Origin of the sequence: Mycobacterium sp. OAE908, from assembly GCF_017872775.1 — a bacterium.
Taxonomy (GTDB): Bacteria; Actinomycetota; Actinomycetes; order Mycobacteriales; family Mycobacteriaceae; genus Mycobacterium.
In genome coordinates this window covers 2,157,933-2,174,169 of the sequence record NZ_JAGGJL010000001.1, presented here as the reverse complement: position 1 = coordinate 2,174,169, position 16,237 = coordinate 2,157,933, and the positions used below count along the sequence as shown (strand labels likewise).

The 16,237-nt window shown below is 65.2% G+C and carries 14 protein-coding genes; 6 read left to right on the top strand and 8 right to left on the bottom strand.

What is annotated here, in order from left to right:
• Positions 1-165 precede the first annotated feature (165 nt).
• On the top strand, positions 166-2,001 hold the full coding sequence (locus J3E61_RS10645) for an acyl-CoA dehydrogenase C-terminal domain-containing protein (protein WP_192725897.1): 1,836 nt from the start codon (positions 166-168) through the stop codon (positions 1,999-2,001).
• 57 nt (positions 2,002-2,058) lie between these two features.
• Here J3E61_RS10645 and J3E61_RS10640 read toward each other — a convergent pair whose 3' ends face one another.
• Complete coding sequence (locus tag J3E61_RS10640; protein ID WP_210083532.1) at positions 2,059-2,415, bottom strand: DUF732 domain-containing protein; 357 nt, start codon at positions 2,413-2,415, stop codon at positions 2,059-2,061.
• Positions 2,416-2,638: 223 nt separating this feature from the next.
• Here J3E61_RS10640 and J3E61_RS10635 point away from each other — a divergent pair, with 223 nt between their 5' ends.
• The 3 genes from J3E61_RS10635 to J3E61_RS10625 are packed head-to-tail and all read left to right on the top strand — an operon-like array spanning position 2,639 to position 6,387.
• Positions 2,639-4,306, top strand: coding sequence for a hypothetical protein (locus J3E61_RS10635; protein ID WP_210083531.1), 1,668 nt, complete (start codon positions 2,639-2,641; stop codon positions 4,304-4,306).
• On the top strand, positions 4,303-5,643 hold the full coding sequence (locus J3E61_RS10630; RefSeq protein ID WP_210083530.1) for a hypothetical protein: 1,341 nt from the start codon (positions 4,303-4,305) through the stop codon (positions 5,641-5,643). Before J3E61_RS10635 ends, J3E61_RS10630 begins: the two co-directional genes overlap by 4 nt.
• 27 nt (positions 5,644-5,670) lie before the next feature.
• Complete coding sequence (locus tag J3E61_RS10625; protein ID WP_210083529.1) at positions 5,671-6,387, top strand: DUF3298 domain-containing protein; 717 nt, start codon at positions 5,671-5,673, stop codon at positions 6,385-6,387.
• Here the strand turns inward: J3E61_RS10625 and J3E61_RS10620 are convergent.
• The 4 genes from J3E61_RS10620 to J3E61_RS10605 form a co-directional block, all read right to left on the bottom strand.
• Positions 6,372-7,019: a response regulator transcription factor gene (locus J3E61_RS10620; RefSeq protein ID WP_210083528.1), complete on the bottom strand. Its 648-nt coding sequence runs from the start codon at positions 7,017-7,019 to the stop codon at positions 6,372-6,374. The two genes, J3E61_RS10625 and J3E61_RS10620, sit on opposite strands and share 16 nt — an antisense overlap.
• Positions 7,016-8,326, bottom strand: coding sequence for a sensor domain-containing protein (locus J3E61_RS10615; protein ID WP_210083527.1), 1,311 nt, complete (start codon positions 8,324-8,326; stop codon positions 7,016-7,018). The genes J3E61_RS10620 and J3E61_RS10615 overlap by 4 nt, the downstream gene beginning before the upstream one ends.
• A gap of 207 nt (positions 8,327-8,533) precedes the next feature.
• Positions 8,534-9,463: a TIGR03564 family F420-dependent LLM class oxidoreductase gene (locus tag J3E61_RS10610; RefSeq protein ID WP_192725904.1), complete on the bottom strand. Its 930-nt coding sequence runs from the start codon at positions 9,461-9,463 to the stop codon at positions 8,534-8,536.
• 139 nt (positions 9,464-9,602) lie between these two features.
• Entirely contained in the window at positions 9,603-10,901 is a 1,299-nt protein-coding gene (locus tag J3E61_RS10605) for an acetyl-CoA C-acetyltransferase (protein ID WP_210083526.1), read from the bottom strand.
• Between the two features lie 47 nt (positions 10,902-10,948).
• Between J3E61_RS10605 and J3E61_RS10600 the strand changes: the two genes are divergently transcribed.
• Complete coding sequence (locus J3E61_RS10600) at positions 10,949-12,298, top strand: 3-oxoacyl-ACP reductase (protein WP_210083525.1); 1,350 nt, start codon at positions 10,949-10,951, stop codon at positions 12,296-12,298.
• Positions 12,299-12,326: 28 nt separating this feature from the next.
• Positions 12,327-13,148 carry a dehydratase gene (locus tag J3E61_RS10595; protein ID WP_192725983.1) on the top strand — a complete coding sequence of 274 codons (822 nt, stop codon included), beginning with the start codon at positions 12,327-12,329 and terminating at the stop codon, positions 13,146-13,148.
• On the opposite strand, the gene J3E61_RS10590 is transcribed toward J3E61_RS10595, so the two are convergent.
• The 3 genes from J3E61_RS10590 to J3E61_RS10580 all read right to left on the bottom strand — a co-directional run bounded on the left by J3E61_RS10590 (position 13,143) and on the right by J3E61_RS10580 (position 16,214).
• Entirely contained in the window at positions 13,143-13,742 is a 600-nt protein-coding gene (locus tag J3E61_RS10590) for a L,D-transpeptidase family protein (protein WP_210083524.1), read from the bottom strand. The genes J3E61_RS10595 and J3E61_RS10590 overlap by 6 nt on opposite strands.
• 41 nt (positions 13,743-13,783) lie before the next feature.
• On the bottom strand, positions 13,784-13,942 hold the full coding sequence (locus tag J3E61_RS10585; RefSeq protein ID WP_210083523.1) for a hypothetical protein: 159 nt from the start codon (positions 13,940-13,942) through the stop codon (positions 13,784-13,786).
• A 106-nt stretch (positions 13,943-14,048) separates the two neighbouring features.
• Positions 14,049-16,214, bottom strand: coding sequence for a hypothetical protein (locus J3E61_RS10580; protein ID WP_210083522.1), 2,166 nt, complete (start codon positions 16,212-16,214; stop codon positions 14,049-14,051).
• Between the last annotated feature and the right edge of the window lie 23 nt (positions 16,215-16,237).

Here is a 16,237-nt window from a genome sequence, read left to right as displayed (position 1 = left end):
CTGCGGTTTTGGACTCCCGGCCAACCACTGGGTTACTTAGCAGGAGGAAATTGCTCCGGGGGGGTTTGAGTTGTAGTTACTGATGGGTATAGTTCGGGCCAGTTACTGGTGGGTAACTTAGAAAAAAGTACCCAACCACAAGTGGCTACTCGACGAGGAGGAAATGTGAGCCACTATAAGAGCAACGTCCGTGACCAGGTATTCAACCTGTTCGAGGTCTTCGGTGTGGACAAGGCGCTCGGTGAGGGCGCATACACCGACCTGGACACCGACACCGCCACGGAGATGCTGGGCGAGATGGCCCGGCTGGCCGAGGGTCCGATCGCAGACTCCTTCGTCGACTCCGACCGCAACCCCCCGGTGTTCGACCCCAAGACTCATGAGGTGAAGCTTCCCGAGCCGTTCAAGAAGTCGATGCGCGCACTGCTCGACGGCGGGTGGGACAAGATCGGCCTGGTCGAGGAACTCGGCGGCATGCCGATGCCCCGCGCACTGCAGTGGGCCCTGATCGAGCATGTGCTGGGCGCCAACCCGGCCGCCTACATGTACGCGATGGGTGCGGGCATGGCCCAGATCCTGTGGAACCTCGGCACCGACGAGCAGAAGAAGTGGGCCGTGCTGGCCGCCGAGCGTGGCTGGACCGCGACCATGGTGCTGACCGAGCCCGACGCGGGCTCCGACGTCGGCGCCGGCCGGACCAAGGCCACCCAGCAGCCCGACGGCACCTGGCACATCGACGGTGTGAAGCGCTTCATCACCTCCGGTGACGCCGACGACATCGGCGAGAACATCATGCACCTGGTGCTGGCCCGCCCCGAAGGTGCCGGACCGGGCACCAAGGGTCTTTCGCTGTTCTTCGTGCCGAAGTTCCACTTCGACCCGGAAACCGGCGAGCCCGGCGAGCGCAACGGCGTCTTCGTCACCAACGTCGAGCACAAGATGGGCCTGAAGGTCTCGGCCACCTGTGAGCTGTCGCTCGGCCAGCACGGCGTTCCCGCCGTCGGCTGGTTGGTCGGCGAGGTGCACGACGGCATCGCCCAGATGTTCGACGTCATCGAGCAGGCTCGAATGATGGTGGGCACCAAGGCCATTGCGACGTTGTCCACCGGTTACCTGAATGCGCTCGAGTACGCCAAGGAGCGCGTGCAGGGCGCCGATCTGACCCAGATGACGGACAAGACCGCGCCGCGCGTGACCATCACGCATCACCCGGACGTGCGCCGCAGCCTGATGACGCAGAAGGCGTACGCCGAGGGTCTGCGCGCGCTGTACCTGTACACCGCGACGTTCCAGGACTCCGCGGTCGCCAAGGCGCTGCACGATGTGGACGCCGAACTGGCCGTGCGGGTCAACGACCTGATGCTCCCGCTCGTCAAGGGTGTTGGCTCCGAGCAGGCGTACGCCAAGCTCACCGAGAGCCTGCAGACCTTCGGTGGCTCCGGCTTCCTGCAGGACTACCCGATCGAGCAGTACATCCGTGACGCCAAGATCGACTCGCTGTATGAGGGCACCACCGCCATCCAGGCGCAGGACTTCTTCTTCCGCAAGATCGTCCGCGACAAGGGACAGGCGCTGGCCTACGTGGCAAGCCAGGTCGAGCAGTTCGTCAAGAACGAGGCGGGCAACGGCCGGCTCAAGGCCGAGCGTGCGCTGCTGGCCACCGCTCTGGAGGACGTGCAGGGCATGGCCGCGACGATGACCGGCTATCTGATGGCGGCGCAGGAGAACCCGGCTGAGCTGTACAAGGTCGGCCTGGCTTCGGTGCGCTTCCTGATGAGCGTCGGCGACCTGGTGATCGGCTGGCTGCTGCAGCAGCAGGCCGCCGTGGCCATCGAGGCGCTCGACGCCGGGGCCAGCGGTGACGATCGCGCCTTCTACGAGGGCAAGATCGCGGTTGCGTCGTTCTTCGCGAAGAACATGCTGCCGGTGCTCACCAGCACCCGTGCCGTGATCGACACGCTCGACAACGAAATCATGGAACTGGACGAGGCGGCTTTCTAAACCCGCTTCGTACGCGACAGGCCCCGGACTCTTCCCGGGGCCTTTTGCGTTGGCGCGTCAGTGGTTCGGGCCGACGACGGTCGCGCCGTTTGCCATCTGGTGGACGAACTGTGGGCAGTAAGCCATCGCAGCGTCGACGACGATGACCAATGCGGTCTGCCGGTCGATGCCACCATTGGCGGCCGCGATGTTGGCGCTGATGTCACTGGGCTCCATGCCGGCACCGAGCGCATCGCACGCGTGGTGGGCGACTTTCATGGCCGAGTCCTGGCTGCCGAAGCCGATGCCTTGCTGCTGCAGCGCACCGAAGAATTGATCGTCGGCAGTCTGCGCGTTCGCGGTTCCCGCGGCAAGCAGGGCCACGCCGATGAGCCCCGCGGCGATGGCGGGTTTGGTGATTCGTGAGCTGAACATGTGTTGGTTTCCTTAACGGTCGATGTTCGCGTTGGAAACACCATTCCCGGCGGCGCTTGATGGATTCTTGGCGAGCAGCCAACCGCGAACATGGGGAGATTTCCCTATTCATCTCGGCCTGACGTGCACGCAGACTTCAGAGCGACGGATCACCAAGAAACCGCCAAGACTGTCTCGGCACGCTTGCGGACAACACAGACGTCTCCTTTGGAAGGACACCGTAATGACCGCAGTTTCGCCGCCTGTCCGGCGGGCCAGCCGTGGCGTGAAGGTCGCGCTCGTCGTCGGCCTGCTCGTCATCGTGGCGATCGCCGCGGCCGTGAGTATCAGGGCCATGGTCACGGCTCGCGCATCCCAAGAGCACACCGTGACGTACTCATCTCAGGTGACGCTGCCGTTCGTACATCTCGAGAAGCCCTACGGCGCTGCGGTCGACGCGGCTGGCAACCTCTACATCGCCGACCATGCCACCCACCAACTCTTGAAGCTCGCGGCGGGAGCCAATGCGCCGACCCTTCTTCCGTCAGAGGGGCTTTCGGACCCGACGGGCGTCGCGGTCGACAGCGCGGGCAGCGTCTACGTCACCGACAACGGCAACGACAAAGTCTGGAAGCTGGAGAAAGGCGCAGACAAACTCATTGCACTGCCCGTCAGTGGTCTCAAGGATCCCGACGGCGTGGCCGTCGACGCCGGGGGCAACATCTACATCGCCGACTACAGCGCCAACCGGGTCCTGAAGCTCGCCCCGGGACAGAGCACCGCAGCAGTGCTGCCGTTCGGCACCTTGCACGGCCCCGTCGCCGTAGCCGTTGACGCTGCGAACAACGTTTACACCGTCGACAACAAAAGTGGTCGGGTGCTGAAACTGACGGCAGGCGCGAACAACCCGACCGTGCTGCCGTTCGGCTCGCTGCACTATCCCACTGCGGTCGCGGTCGACAGCGAGAACAACGTCTATGTGCTGCAGCACAACCCCGACCCGGTGCTGAAGCTGGCACCAGGTGCAACTGCCCCGACTCCGGTGTCGTTCAGCCTGATCAACGAGGGAGCAGGGCTGGCAGTCGACCAGCGCGGCACGATTTTCGTGACGGACCTCGGTGAGCACAAAGTCATGAAGCTCGCGGCCGGGGCGCGTGGTTCCGACGATCTTCCGTTCACCGTCCTGCGCTACGCCAACGGCGTCGCGGTTGATTCCGCCGGCGGTGTTTTCGTCACCGGCGAAGGTGACAACCGGGTGTGGAAACTGGGGGCAGGTGCGGATACGCCTGCGCTGCTGCCGTTCTCCGACAAGACCGATCCTGCCAGCGTCGCGGTGGATCAGGCAGGCAATCTATACGTCACCGACTTCAACCACCATCAGGTCCTGAAGTTGGCTGCTGGGGCAGCCAGCCCTACGCCACTACCGCTGACGGGCGTGCAGTATCCGGCGGGTGTCGCCGCCGACAACGCAGGCAATCTCTACGTCACCGACTGGGGCAGCAACCGCGTGTGGAAGCTGGCCGTCGGAGCCGATGGCCCGATTGCGCTGCCGTTCAATGATTTACACGATCCGCAGGGCATCGCAGTGAACTCGGCAGGCGACGTCTACGTCGTCGACAACGGCAACAACCGGGTGCTGAAGCTCGCCGCGGGATCGACCACCGCCACAGTGCTTCCCTTCTCCGACCTGAACAACCCCGCCGGGGTGACCGTCGACACCGCAGGCGACGTCTACGTCACCGACCGCGGCCACAACCGCGTGCTGAAGCTCGGCGCGGACTCGACCACACCGACCGTGCTGCCGTTCACCGACCTCAACCTCCCGCAAGGCGTGGCTATTGACGCCGCAGGCAGCGTGTACGTGACCGACAACGGCAATGGCCGCATCGTGAAACTCCCGGTGCAGCGATGAACCGAAACCCCTTGACCCCCAACCACATTATCCAAAAAGGAACGAATATGTCGCGACCCCGGATGACCGTCGGCCTCGTCGCCGTGGCGGCAGTGATGCTGGCCGGATGCTCGTCGTCGAATGGTTCGACGACGGCGCCCAGCGTGGCAGTCAGCCCTGTGACGCCGACGTCGACGGCCGCGCCTGCCACGCCTGCCGTGGCACACGGCGCCGAATCCCCGATCGGCAGCGTGCCCTGGCCGAGTGTCGGCCAAGGCTGGATGCTGGCACTCTGGAGTCCGATCACTCCCACGATGCCGGGCGCTTCGCCTGCGCCCAACGAGCCCAGCCGTGAGACGGCCTCCACGACGCTGTACCTCGTTGACCCGCAAGGAAACCGCTACCCAATCACCACGTTCGCCCCGGAGTCGGACCCGCAGGTGGTCGATTGGTCCGGCGATGGCAATCACGCCCTGATCAGGACGGAGAAGTACGAGCCTGGCGCGTCATCCTCGCCGCTCGTCTCGATCGATCTGCACACAGGCACACAGACGCCACTTCCGATCACGGGTCACGTCCGATACACCCGCCCTGACGGCGAAGCCCTGCTCATCGCGACCGACAACGACCGGGACAAGCCGGGAACGTTGAAACGGGTCGACCTTGCCGGCAATGAGCAACAGTCGTATCCGACAGATCACCTCGGCGGCGCGGGCCACTTCAGTGGTGGCTACCTCCAGTCGCTCGACGGGACACAGCTTGTGCTCTCGACCGCGAACCTCAAAAAGGACGGGGTCACAAAGTCCGACAACAGCCTCGTCGTGATGGGCAACGACGGCAAGATCATTCGGACACTGAAATCACCTATGCCGAAGGCGGAATGCTCGCCTCTGCGGTGGTGGAACTCAACCGTGATCCTCGCCCACTGCTCCAACGATGCCGGCGGCCAGCTGTGGAAGGTGCCCGTCGACGGTGGGCCTGCGACCGCGCTGACCGCAGTCAACTCGGGCCAGGGTGACGACCATGGCTTCAGCGGGGACTACGGCGACGGCATGGCTTACGAGCTGCCCAGCGGAACGTTTCTGCAAACCGCGGGCGCTTGCGGCACAGTGCATTTGTCCCGCTTGACTCCTGACATGCACACCACCCAGGTGAAAATCCCCGGCGTTTCCGACAGTATCCAACTCGTCGGCATCACAGGGGACAAGTTGTTGCTCTCCGCCCAGGTCGGCTGCGGAGGTACCACATCGCTGCTGACCTATGATCCTGCCACCAACACCTCCACTGTGCTTCTCGGTCCGCCGATCAACGGCGGCGGCGTCACCGACGCGCAGCTCTATCCGGACCAGAAGTCGTAAGTCACCCTCGTTCAAAAGGAAACCGCCATGACATCAAAGTTGCTTCACCGCAACCTCATTGCAGTATTCGCGGGCGCCGCGGTCATCGCACTGGCACTGCCGGCCACTGCTGCTGGGCAATCAACATGCGACAGCCTCGGCGGTACGGTCGACGCCAACCAGGTCTGCCAGGCGCACAGCACCACGGCCACCTACACCATGGACATGAGCATTCCAGTCGACTATCCCGACCAGCAGGCGGTGTTCGATTACCTGGCACAGGACCGTGCCGACTTCCTGGACTGGCTCGCGAAATTCGGTCCCGACGGCCGCATCCAGCCCTTCATGCACGACGTCACCGCGAAGGAATACCGGTCGGGAACCCCGGACTCCGGCACCCAGAGCCTGGTGCTGACGATCAACGACGACACCGGTTTCAGCCACGAGGACCACCCGGGGACGTCGTATCAGGCCTTCAACTACAACCTCGGTAAGCAGGCACCGATCACCTTCGACACGCTGTTCAAGCCCGGCACCAAACCGTTGGACGTATTGAACCCGATCGTCCAGCGCGAGTTGGGGAAGCACACGTACACGCCTATACAAGGTCTTGACGAAACCACCTACCGGGACTTCGCCATCACCGACGACGCCGTGATCTTCTTCTTCGGAGAAGATCAGGTGGTGGTGGACAACAGCGGGCCACATCGCGTCTCGGTGCCGCGCAGCGAACTCGCGTCGCTGCTGAGTCAGGAGTTGAGATAGGTCACCACCGCGAGCACCCGGCGGTGGTGCGCCTGCGACGGCGGCAGGTCCAGCTTGGTGAAGATCGCCGACACGTGCTTTTCGACAGCACGCTCAGTGATCGAAAGGAGCTGCGCCAGAGCGCTGTTGGAATGCCCTTCGGCCATCAGCTCGAGCACCTCGCGTTCGCGTGGCGTCAGCCTGTCCAGGACGGTCGCCTGCTTGCGGCTGCCGATCAACTGGCGCACGACCTCAGGATCGAGCGCGGTTCCGCCCGAGGCGACGCGGCGCAACGCGTCGTCGAATTCCGCGATGTCGGTGACCCTGTCCTTCAGCAGATAACCGACACCTTCGGGATTGCCCGCCAACAATTCGGTGGCATAACGTGTTTCGACCCACTGCGAGAACACCAGCACGCCGACGTCGGGATGCAAGCGGCGCAGTGCCACCGCCGCGATCAAGCCCTCGTCGGTGAACGTCGGCGGCATCCTGATGTCGACGACCGCGACATCGGGCCTGAAGGCATCGACGGATTCGAGCAATTCGTCCGCGGTGCCGGCCTTGGCCACCACCTCGTGACCGCGCTCGACGAGCAGTTGCACCAGTCCGTCGCGCAGGATCGCGCTGTCCTCGGCGATGACCAGGCGGGTCACTGTTCGGCTCCCGGCGGGACGACTACCGTCACTGCTGTCGGGCCGCCTGCCGGGCTGTCGATCTCCAACCGTCCGTCCAACATCGCCAGCCGGTCGCGCAGGCCCGTCAACCCTGTGCCGTTTCCGACCGCGGCGCCACCGGAACCGTTGTCCCTTACAGTGATTCGTAATTGGGCGGCGTCGCCGTTGATCCGCACCGAGGCGTGGCTGGCACCCGAATGGCGGGATACGTTGGCCAGCAGTTCGGCCACACAGAAGTACGCCATGGTCTCGACGCCGATCGACGGCCGCGCCGCGAGGTCCACCGCCACTTCGACCGGGATGGGGTTGCGCGCCGCCAGCGTCTGCACCGCCTCACCAAGACCGAGATCCAGTGCAGGCGGGCGGATCCCCCGAACCAGATCACGCAACTCCGTCAACGTGTCCTTGGTGTTCGCCAACGCATCCGACACCAGTTCGCGGCCACGCGTCACATCCGACGACGCAAAGTGCTCTTCGGCCCGCGCCAACGCCATCGCGACAGTGATCAGCCGGGCCTGGGTGCCGTCGTGCAGATCTCGCTCGACACGGCGCAGCGTGGCGGCCGAGTCGTCGACCACGTCCGCGCGGGCCCGCTCCAACTGGCCGACCCGTCGCTCCCGTTCGGTCGGCGCAAGCAGCATGCCGGCCAGCCACACGTGGCCGCGGCCGAGTCCCAGCATCAGCCACCCCAGCAGGTACAGCGTGATCAGGCCGCCCGCCGACAACAGCAGGTATGCGGGCAGCGAATCCACGGGCTCACCAAACGAGACGAAGGGTTCGCCCATCACCGCCCACGCGATCGGCGAGATCACCAACGCCAGCGACATCGCGATGCCGACGATCACCAGATAGCCGACCGGGGTCATCAGCACCGCCTGCAGTGCCAGGAATCCGAGGCTGCGCCAGCCGACGGCGTCGGTGAGCGCGGCCGGGATCGTCTGCAATCGACCGGCAGGGCGCCTGAACGCAGGTGGGGCATCGATCTGCACGTCGAGAAGCCGGGCCAGTGACCGGTACAGCTTGTTCCACAGCCGCCCGGTCAGCACGACGCCGGCCAGCAACGGGATGCCGACAAGCGTGACCAACAGCAGCCCGGATCCGAGGCCCGCGAAGAAAATGAACACGACAGCCGCGATGGCGAGCACGCTGACCAGCACGAAGTAGAGATAGGCCCGCCACGCCGGGGCGCGCAGCGGCGTCAGTAGTGTTCGGGTCCAATCCGGTTGGGTCGCAACAGCAGTCATCGTCACGTCATCATCGTGGCCCGCATACCTCACGCGTTCCATGGGGGTGTCCGGCAGATGTCGGGTGGGGCTAGCCACACCGTGCTACAGACAAAAAGGGCGGGTTCGGGAGGACACTTGAGGGCGTCTCATTAGTCTCGCGCGTCCGGCTTTCACCTCTTGCCGGCACTTTGGATTGGTCACTCCCGAACCCGTCGTGCGCTCGATCGTACGCCTGTGATTGCGGTCACACCAGAGGAAAATCGGGCGCTATTCGTCCCTCGTACGCAGCAGCGCGCGAGTGCGTGCGCGCCCCTCAGGAGACGGGTCGAACGTGACGGCAGCGAACTCGTCGACGCCCGATGCGGCGACCTCGTCGAGACGGTCGGACACCGTCTTCTCGTCGCCGATGATCGCGGCGTCCTCCGGCCCGGCGTACCCCTCGCGGTCGAGCATCGCGCGGTACGACGGCAGCTGGCCGTAGATCGCGAACTCTTGCGCGGCTCTGGCCCGCGCCGCGTCGATGTCGTCGGTCACGGCCACCGGCAGCGACGCGGCGACGCGCACCGACGTCTCCGAACGGCCCGCTTCGGCCGCGGCCTCGCGCAACGTCGGGCTGACGTGTTCGGCCAGCGTCTTGGGGCCCGTCATCCACGTGAGCGTGCCGGCTGTGCGCCTGCCCGCCAGCCGCAGCATCTGGGGGCCGAGCGCGGCGATGTAGACGTCGGGCGTCGGGGCACCGGGAATCTGCAGCGATCCGCGTGTGGTCACCGTTTCGCCTTCGGCATCAGCGGGCTGTCCGGCCAGCAGCGGCAGCAGACCGTCGAGGTATTCCCGCATCCGCCGCAGCGGCTTTTCATACGAGATGCCCCACATCTGCTCGGTGACCATCTTGTGGCTCATGCCGACGCCGAGGCTGAACCGGCCGCCCGCGATCGCGTTGAGCGTCAGGGCCCGCTGCGCCAGGGATGTCGGATGCTGAACCTGAATCGGCACCACGCCGGAGCCCACTTCGATGGTGTCGACCTCATGCAGGGCGACGGCCAGGATGGTCAGCAGATCCGGGTCATAGGGCAGCTGGGCCATCCAGACTCTGCGGAATCCTTCGTCGCGCAACTGGGCGAGGCTCTTGATGGTCGCATCGACGGGCGAGCCGCCCGTATCGCTGAGTAATCCGACGAGGCTGAGGCTGATCTGCATGTCCCCATCGAAGCACCCGGGGCGCGAAAATAAGAGCCCCGTGTTGCCGTCGGGTCGGGGGGTCAGACGGCAACACGGAGCTACCAGGACTATCGACTACCCCCGCGAGCCCGTTACACGCCTGCGAAAATTTTTTGGCTCAGGCTTCGAGAATTGCCGCGACACCCTGACCACCTGCTGCACAGATCGAGATCAGGCCGCGGACCGGCTGACCGGTCTCCTTCTTCTTCTCCGCGAGCTGCTTGGCCAGCTGGACCACGATCCGTCCGCCGGTAGCCGCGAACGGGTGGCCGGCCGCCAGCGACGAACCGTTGACGTTGAGCTTCGACCGGTCGATCGAGCCGAGGGCAGCATCCAGGCCGAGCCGCTCCTTGCAGTACTCCTCGGACTCCCAGGCCTGCAGGTGCGCGAGCACCACCGACGCGAACGCCTCGTGGATTTCGTAGAAGTCGAAGTCGCCAAGGGTCAGCCCGTTGCGGGCCAGCAGCCGTGGCACCGCATACGTCGGCGCCATCAGCAGGCCGTCCTTGCCGTTGACGTAATCGACGGCGGCGGTCTCGGCGTCGACGTAGTAAGCCAGCGGTTCGATGCCGTGTTGGGCGGCCCACTCGTCAGTGGCCAGCAGGCTGACCGATGCGCCGTCGGTCAGCGGGGTCGAGTTGCCCGCGGTCATGGTGGCGTCACCGGCCTTCACACCGAACACCGGCTTGAGCTTGGCGAGCTTTTCCGGCGACGAATCGGCGCGGAGGTTGTTGTCGCGGTACAGCCCGAGGAACGGGGTGACGAGGTCGTCGAAGAAGCCGCGGTCATAGGCGGCGGCCATGTTGCGGTGGCTGGCGGCGGCCAGCTCATCCTGGTCGACGCGCTTGATGCCCATGGCCTTGGCGGTGATGGCCTGGTGCTCGCCCATCGACAGGCCGGTGCGCGGCTCGCTGTTGACGGGGATTTCGACGCCGAGCGCCGCGGGCAGCTTGCCGACCAGCTTGAGCCGGTCGACGTTCGACTTCGACCGGCGCAGCCCGAGGAGCACACGACGCAGGTCGTCGCCGAACGCGATCGGCGCGTCGGAGGCGGTGTCCACACCGCCCGCAGCGGCCACGTCGTAGCGGCCTGCCGCGATGCCGTCGGCGGCCGCGATGGTCGCCTGCAGGCCCGTGCCGCACGCCTGCTGGATGTCGAACGCAGGCGTGTAGGAGGACAGCGAGCTGCCGAGGACGCACTCCCGCATCAGGTTGAAGTCGCGGCTGTGCTTGAGCACCGCGCCGCCGATCACCGCGCCCAGCTTTTCGCCCTCGAGGTTGAAGCGGTCGATGAGCCCGCCCAGCGCCGCGGTGAACATGTCCTGGTTGGAGGCGTTGGCGTACGCGCCGTCCGATCGTGCGAACGGGATTCTGTTGCCGCCAAGTACGGCGACGCGTCGGTGGGTATCACTAGCCATGAACCCCATATTACGCACCCTTCTTACTCTGGAGTAAGTTCGTCCCCATGGCTACCGATCTGTACTCGCAAATCGTCCACTCGGCGCCAGGATCGTTCCTCGCCAAGCAGCTCGGCATTCCGCAGCCCGAGACGCTGCGCCGGTACGCGCCCGGCGATCAGCCGCTGGCGGGCACGCTGCTGATCGGCGGGGAGGGCCGCGTCGTCGAACCGCTGCGCGCCGCACTGGCCGAGGACTACGACCTGGTCTCCAACAATCTCGGCGGCCGGTGGGCCGACTCGTTCGGCGGGCTGGTGTTCGACGCCACCGGCATCACCGAGCCCGCGGGGCTCAACGAGTTGTACAAGTTCTTCACCCCGCTGCTGCGCAACCTCGGGCCGTCGGGACGCATTGTGGTGATCGGCACGACGCCCGACGAGGTCAGCGGCCACGAAGAGATCGCGCAGCGGGCACTCGAAGGGTTCACCCGCTCGCTTGCCAAGGAGATGCGCCGGGGCGCCACGGTCAACCTGGTGCACCTGTCGCCCGATGCCAAGCCGGCCGCGACCGGGCTGGAGTCGACGGTGCGATTCATCCTGTCCGGCAAGTCGGCCTACGTCGACGGGCAGGTGTTCCGCGTCGGTGCGGCCGACTCGGCGCCGCCTGCCGATTGGGACAAGCCCCTGGACGGCAAGGTCGCGATCGTGACGGGTGCGGCCCGCGGTATCGGCGCGACGATCGCCGAGGTGTTCGCGCGCGACGGCGCGAAGGTGGTGTGCATCGACGTCGAGAGCGCAGCCGAGCCGCTGGGGGTGACCGCGTCGAAGGTGAGCGGCACAGCGTTGACGCTTGACGTCACCGCCGACGATGCGGTCGACAAGATCGTCGAGCATCTGCGCGAGGTGCACGACGGGCGGGCCGATGTTCTGGTCAACAACGCAGGCATCACCCGCGACAAGTTGCTGGCCAACATGGACGAGGCCCGTTGGGACTCCGTCGTCGCCGTGAATCTGCTTGCCCCGCTACGGCTTACCGAGGGACTGGTGGAGAAGGGAGCGCTCGGTGAAGGTGGCCGAGTGGTCGGGCTGTCGTCGATGGCTGGCATCGCGGGCAACCGCGGGCAGACCAACTACGCGGCCACCAAGGCGGGCATGATCGGGCTGACCGATGCGCTGTCGGAGGCTTACGCCGAGAAGGGCATCACCGTCAACGCCGTCGCACCCGGCTTCATCGAAACCAAGATGACCGAGGCGATCCCGGTGGCCACCCGCGAGGTGGGCAGGCGACTCAACTCCTTGTATCAGGGCGGCAAGCCCGTCGACGTCGCCGAAACGATCGCGTATTTCGCCAGCCCGGCGTCGAACGCGGTGACCGGCAATACGATTCGGGTGTGCGGCCAGGCATGGTTGGGGGCATAGCGTGAGCCAAGCGCAGCCGTCGGGGTTGATGAATCTGGTGCGCGCGGCGGCGGGAGCACTGCCGTTCGTGCCGCGTGGCGATACGCTGCCCGACCGCACGTTGACTGTCGACGAGCTGAGCATCGACCCGGCGAACGTGGCGGCGTACGCCAACGTGACGGGGCTGCGATTCGGTGACGCGGTGCCGCTGACCTACCCGTTCGCGTTGACGTTCCCAACGGTGATGTCGCTGGTGACCGGATTCGATTTCCCGTTCGCCGCAATGGGTTCGGTGCACATCGAAAACCACATCACGCAGCACAGGCCGATTCTGGTGACCGATACGGTCTCGGTGCGCACGCATGCCGAGAACCTGCGCGAGCACCGCCGCGGGCTCCTGGTTGACATCGTCACCGACGTGAACGTCGGAAACGAGACCGCGTGGCATCAGGTGACGACGTTCCTGCATCAGCAGCGCACCAGCCTGTCCGACGAGCCGAAGCCGCCGCCGCAGAAGCAGCCGAAGCTCGGGCCGCCGAACGCGGTGCTGCGCATCACGCCGGGGCAGATCCGCCACTACGCATCGGTCGGTGGGGACCACAATCCGATCCACACCAATTCGGTCGCCGCGAAGCTGTTCGGCTTTCCGAGCGTTATCGCGCACGGAATGTTCACCGCTGCAGCAGTGTTGGCAAACATCGAGGGGCAGCTGCCGGATGCCGTGAAGTACTCGGTGCGGTTCGCCAAGCCGGTGGTGCTGCCGGCACAGGCCGGCCTGTATGTCGACCGCATCTCCGAGGGATGGCAGCTCACGCTGCGCAACCTGAAGAAGGGCGACCCCCACCTGACGGGCACGGTGACAGCGCTATAGCGACGGAGTGCCGACACCGATGGTGATCACCGGTGATGCCGAAGGGTCGAGCCAGTTCAGCACGGAACGCATCTGATCGCGGCCGATGGCCACACATCCCCAGGTGGGACTGTCGTCGGTCACGTGGAGAAAAATCCCGGACACGCGTCCCGGGATGCGATTCGGATTCACCGCGATGTTGACTGCGTAGTCGTAGACGGACCCCGAGTCGTATAGATTTTCCGCGATTGACGAAGGACTGCCGGGTCGGCGTACGTGGGTGTTGTAACTCGGCGACCCCGGGTCCTCGTCCCACCAATCTTGTTGAGTGGCTTGAAAATACGGCATCTTAGTACCGGGATTGGGCTGCCGCCCGAAGGCCTGGTCGAATCTGAACGTTCCCACCGGAGTGCGGTGGACACCGTCGCCTGGAGCACCGACACCGAGCTCGCCCACCTTGGCGGGTACCGGTCCCAGGACCACCTTCCACTGTTGACCGACGCGTTGGTAGGCGGTCAGGGTTCCTGTGGTGGCGTGGGCAGACGGCACGCCGACGACGATCCATTGGGCTGCCGCTGTTGCGGGGTCCGCCGCCGCGGGCGACGCGGTGGTCATGCCCAGTATTACCAACCCAAGCCAAAGCGTCTTGGGCAGTTTCACAGGGGCGGCAGCTTCGCCGACAACCAGTCGTTGATGGCGTCTTGGCCGATCTGGTGTGCTTGCACGGCTTGTGATGCCGACCTCGGTAATCCGGTGCTGTCGAAGTGCGACTGCAACACGCTCAGGATCGCCGAATACAGGTCTCTGTCGGTCACTACTTCCTCTCGTACGGCACGGTGCTTCCGTCGCATTCTTGCGACGGGACATGTCACACGAGGCAAGCTCCGATAACGATTCTGTGGCGAGCGCGATTGTCGCTGGTTACCCGGGCAGCTTGAGCACGTAGCCCTGGGCGTCGTCCTTTTCCCAGGGCAGGCCGCTCCCCGTCGCGCGGGAGCCCGTGTGATCCGTGACGTAAACACTGCTGCCGCGGGCGTCCACCGCCAACCCCATCGGATCCACCAACGGAGGATGTCCAGGCAGCGTCGTCCAATTGTCCGACCCTGGCGCGAGTTTCATCACCGTTCTGGACGTGATCATGTACACGGTGCCCGCTGCGTCGACGGCCACGTCCTGTTCGCCTGAGCTGAAGGTGTCGCCGGAATTGTCGGTGGTGGATGGCAACCGGGTCCAACTGTTCGATCCCGGCGCGAGCCTCAGTAAGCAACTCAGTCGCGTGCGCCCGCGGCTGCAACTCGCGTAAACGTTGCCGGCGGCGTCGACCGCCACAGCACCAGAGGGACCGCCCGCGCCGGTCGCCGGAAGCCGGATCGGCTTGGTTGCCCCGGGGGCCAGCTCGAAGATGTTGCTATGGGAGTAGTCGACGACGTACACGGCGCCCGCGGCGTCCACAGCGATCCCGTGAGGTCCATCCAGGCCGCGGAATGGCAGCACGGTTTGGGTACTCGACCCCGGCGATAACTTCACCACTCTGTCGTTACAGCTGTCGCTGACGTAGACACTGCCTGCCGCATCCACCGCCACCCCAGCCACAGAAGCGTCGATCACGTTGGAGCACAGATCGAGTCCGGTGAACGGCAGCACGGTTTGGGTGTAGGACCCTGGTGCGAGCTTCAACACTTGGTTGGTATGGGTGTCGGCGACGTAGACGTTGCCTGCGGCGTCTACAGCCACACCGTGAGGGACGCGCAGGTCCTTGAACGGCAGCGCGAAAGGCAGTTCGCGCTGCGCCTTCAGCTGGTCTTCCTTCAGCTGGCGGTTGGTTATGATGCCGCCCGCGACCAATATCATCGCGGGCACCGCGACCAACACGATCACTGCGAAGATCACGGCGTAGATCCATAGCTTGCGCTTGGGCCGAGCCAGCGGCGCCGCCACCGCGTCGGCGTGCGCCCTGTCGTCCAAACACGATGTCAATCCAAGTTTTTCAACCAGCGTCAGCCAGTCCGCGTCCGAGACCACATATGTCGGCTCGGGCGCAGTATGCACTTCGCCACGCCATGAAAAACGGTATGCGAGTTTGGTTCTGCCGCTCCTTGTCCGCTGTGGCGGTTCGGTCCAATCGGCGCACCCGATGGACAGTGGTTGCGCGTCGGGGATGCTCACCGCCAGGACGGGCGTCGTCTGCGTACCCATCCTTGGCATCCGGCGAGTGCTTTCCGCCGGTGTCGCGGTCACCTGTGCCGGTGCCGCCGAGGCGATCACCGTGTTGCTCTTCAGGTCGATCACCGAAATATCATTTTCGGCCAGGTCGATGGCCATGCTCGGCTGCGGCGGATCGGTAGACATCTGCAGCGCTGTTCCCGTGTTTTTGAACATCCCGAAGAACGAGGACGAGAACATTGCCATGGGGTTCGGCAGCAGAAGGCAGCGAATCGGCTGCCCGGGTGTCGGCCGTTGCGCAGTCAGCTCACCGCGGCCGCCGACGACAGCGAGAAGCTCATCGAATTCCGCGGGCCACATCCATGCGTCGACGACCTCGACGGCGTCCGCATTCAGTACAGTCCCGGCCGCAGTGCGGTGATCCCGTCCGCCGATGACCAGGTCCTTCCCGCCGCTTCGCAGCCGCAGCGCCGTACCTTTCGTGACGCCGCGATAGCCCGTGAGCGCCCAGCGGCTCAGCTGCGCATCAACGAGGGAAAAAACCTCACCCGGCCGCGTGCTGATGCTCAAGTCATCGGCCGCGACGACTATGAGCACCTTCTTTCCCCGATAGATCCGACGTTGGAACGCCGCGAATGCAGGGCGGGCCAGCAGCAGTAACGCGGCATAGAGCACCGCGCTACCCACCTGCCAGAGTCTTTGCGAGCCCACGATCGAACCGAGCAGAAGAAGCGCCGCATTGACACCGCCAAGCAAAGCGATGGCCGCGAAGATGCACACGGAGGTGTACTTCATCATCTGCTTGGTGGTCGGCGGGGCCGCGAACGCCACGAAGGGGCGCGACGCGGCCCCGGTTGGCTCCAGGAGCCGATGCTCCAACTCAGCGACGTGTTTCTCCGGATCACTCCGCGATTCGACGGGCATGGCTAAAAGTGTGGTCGCAACAG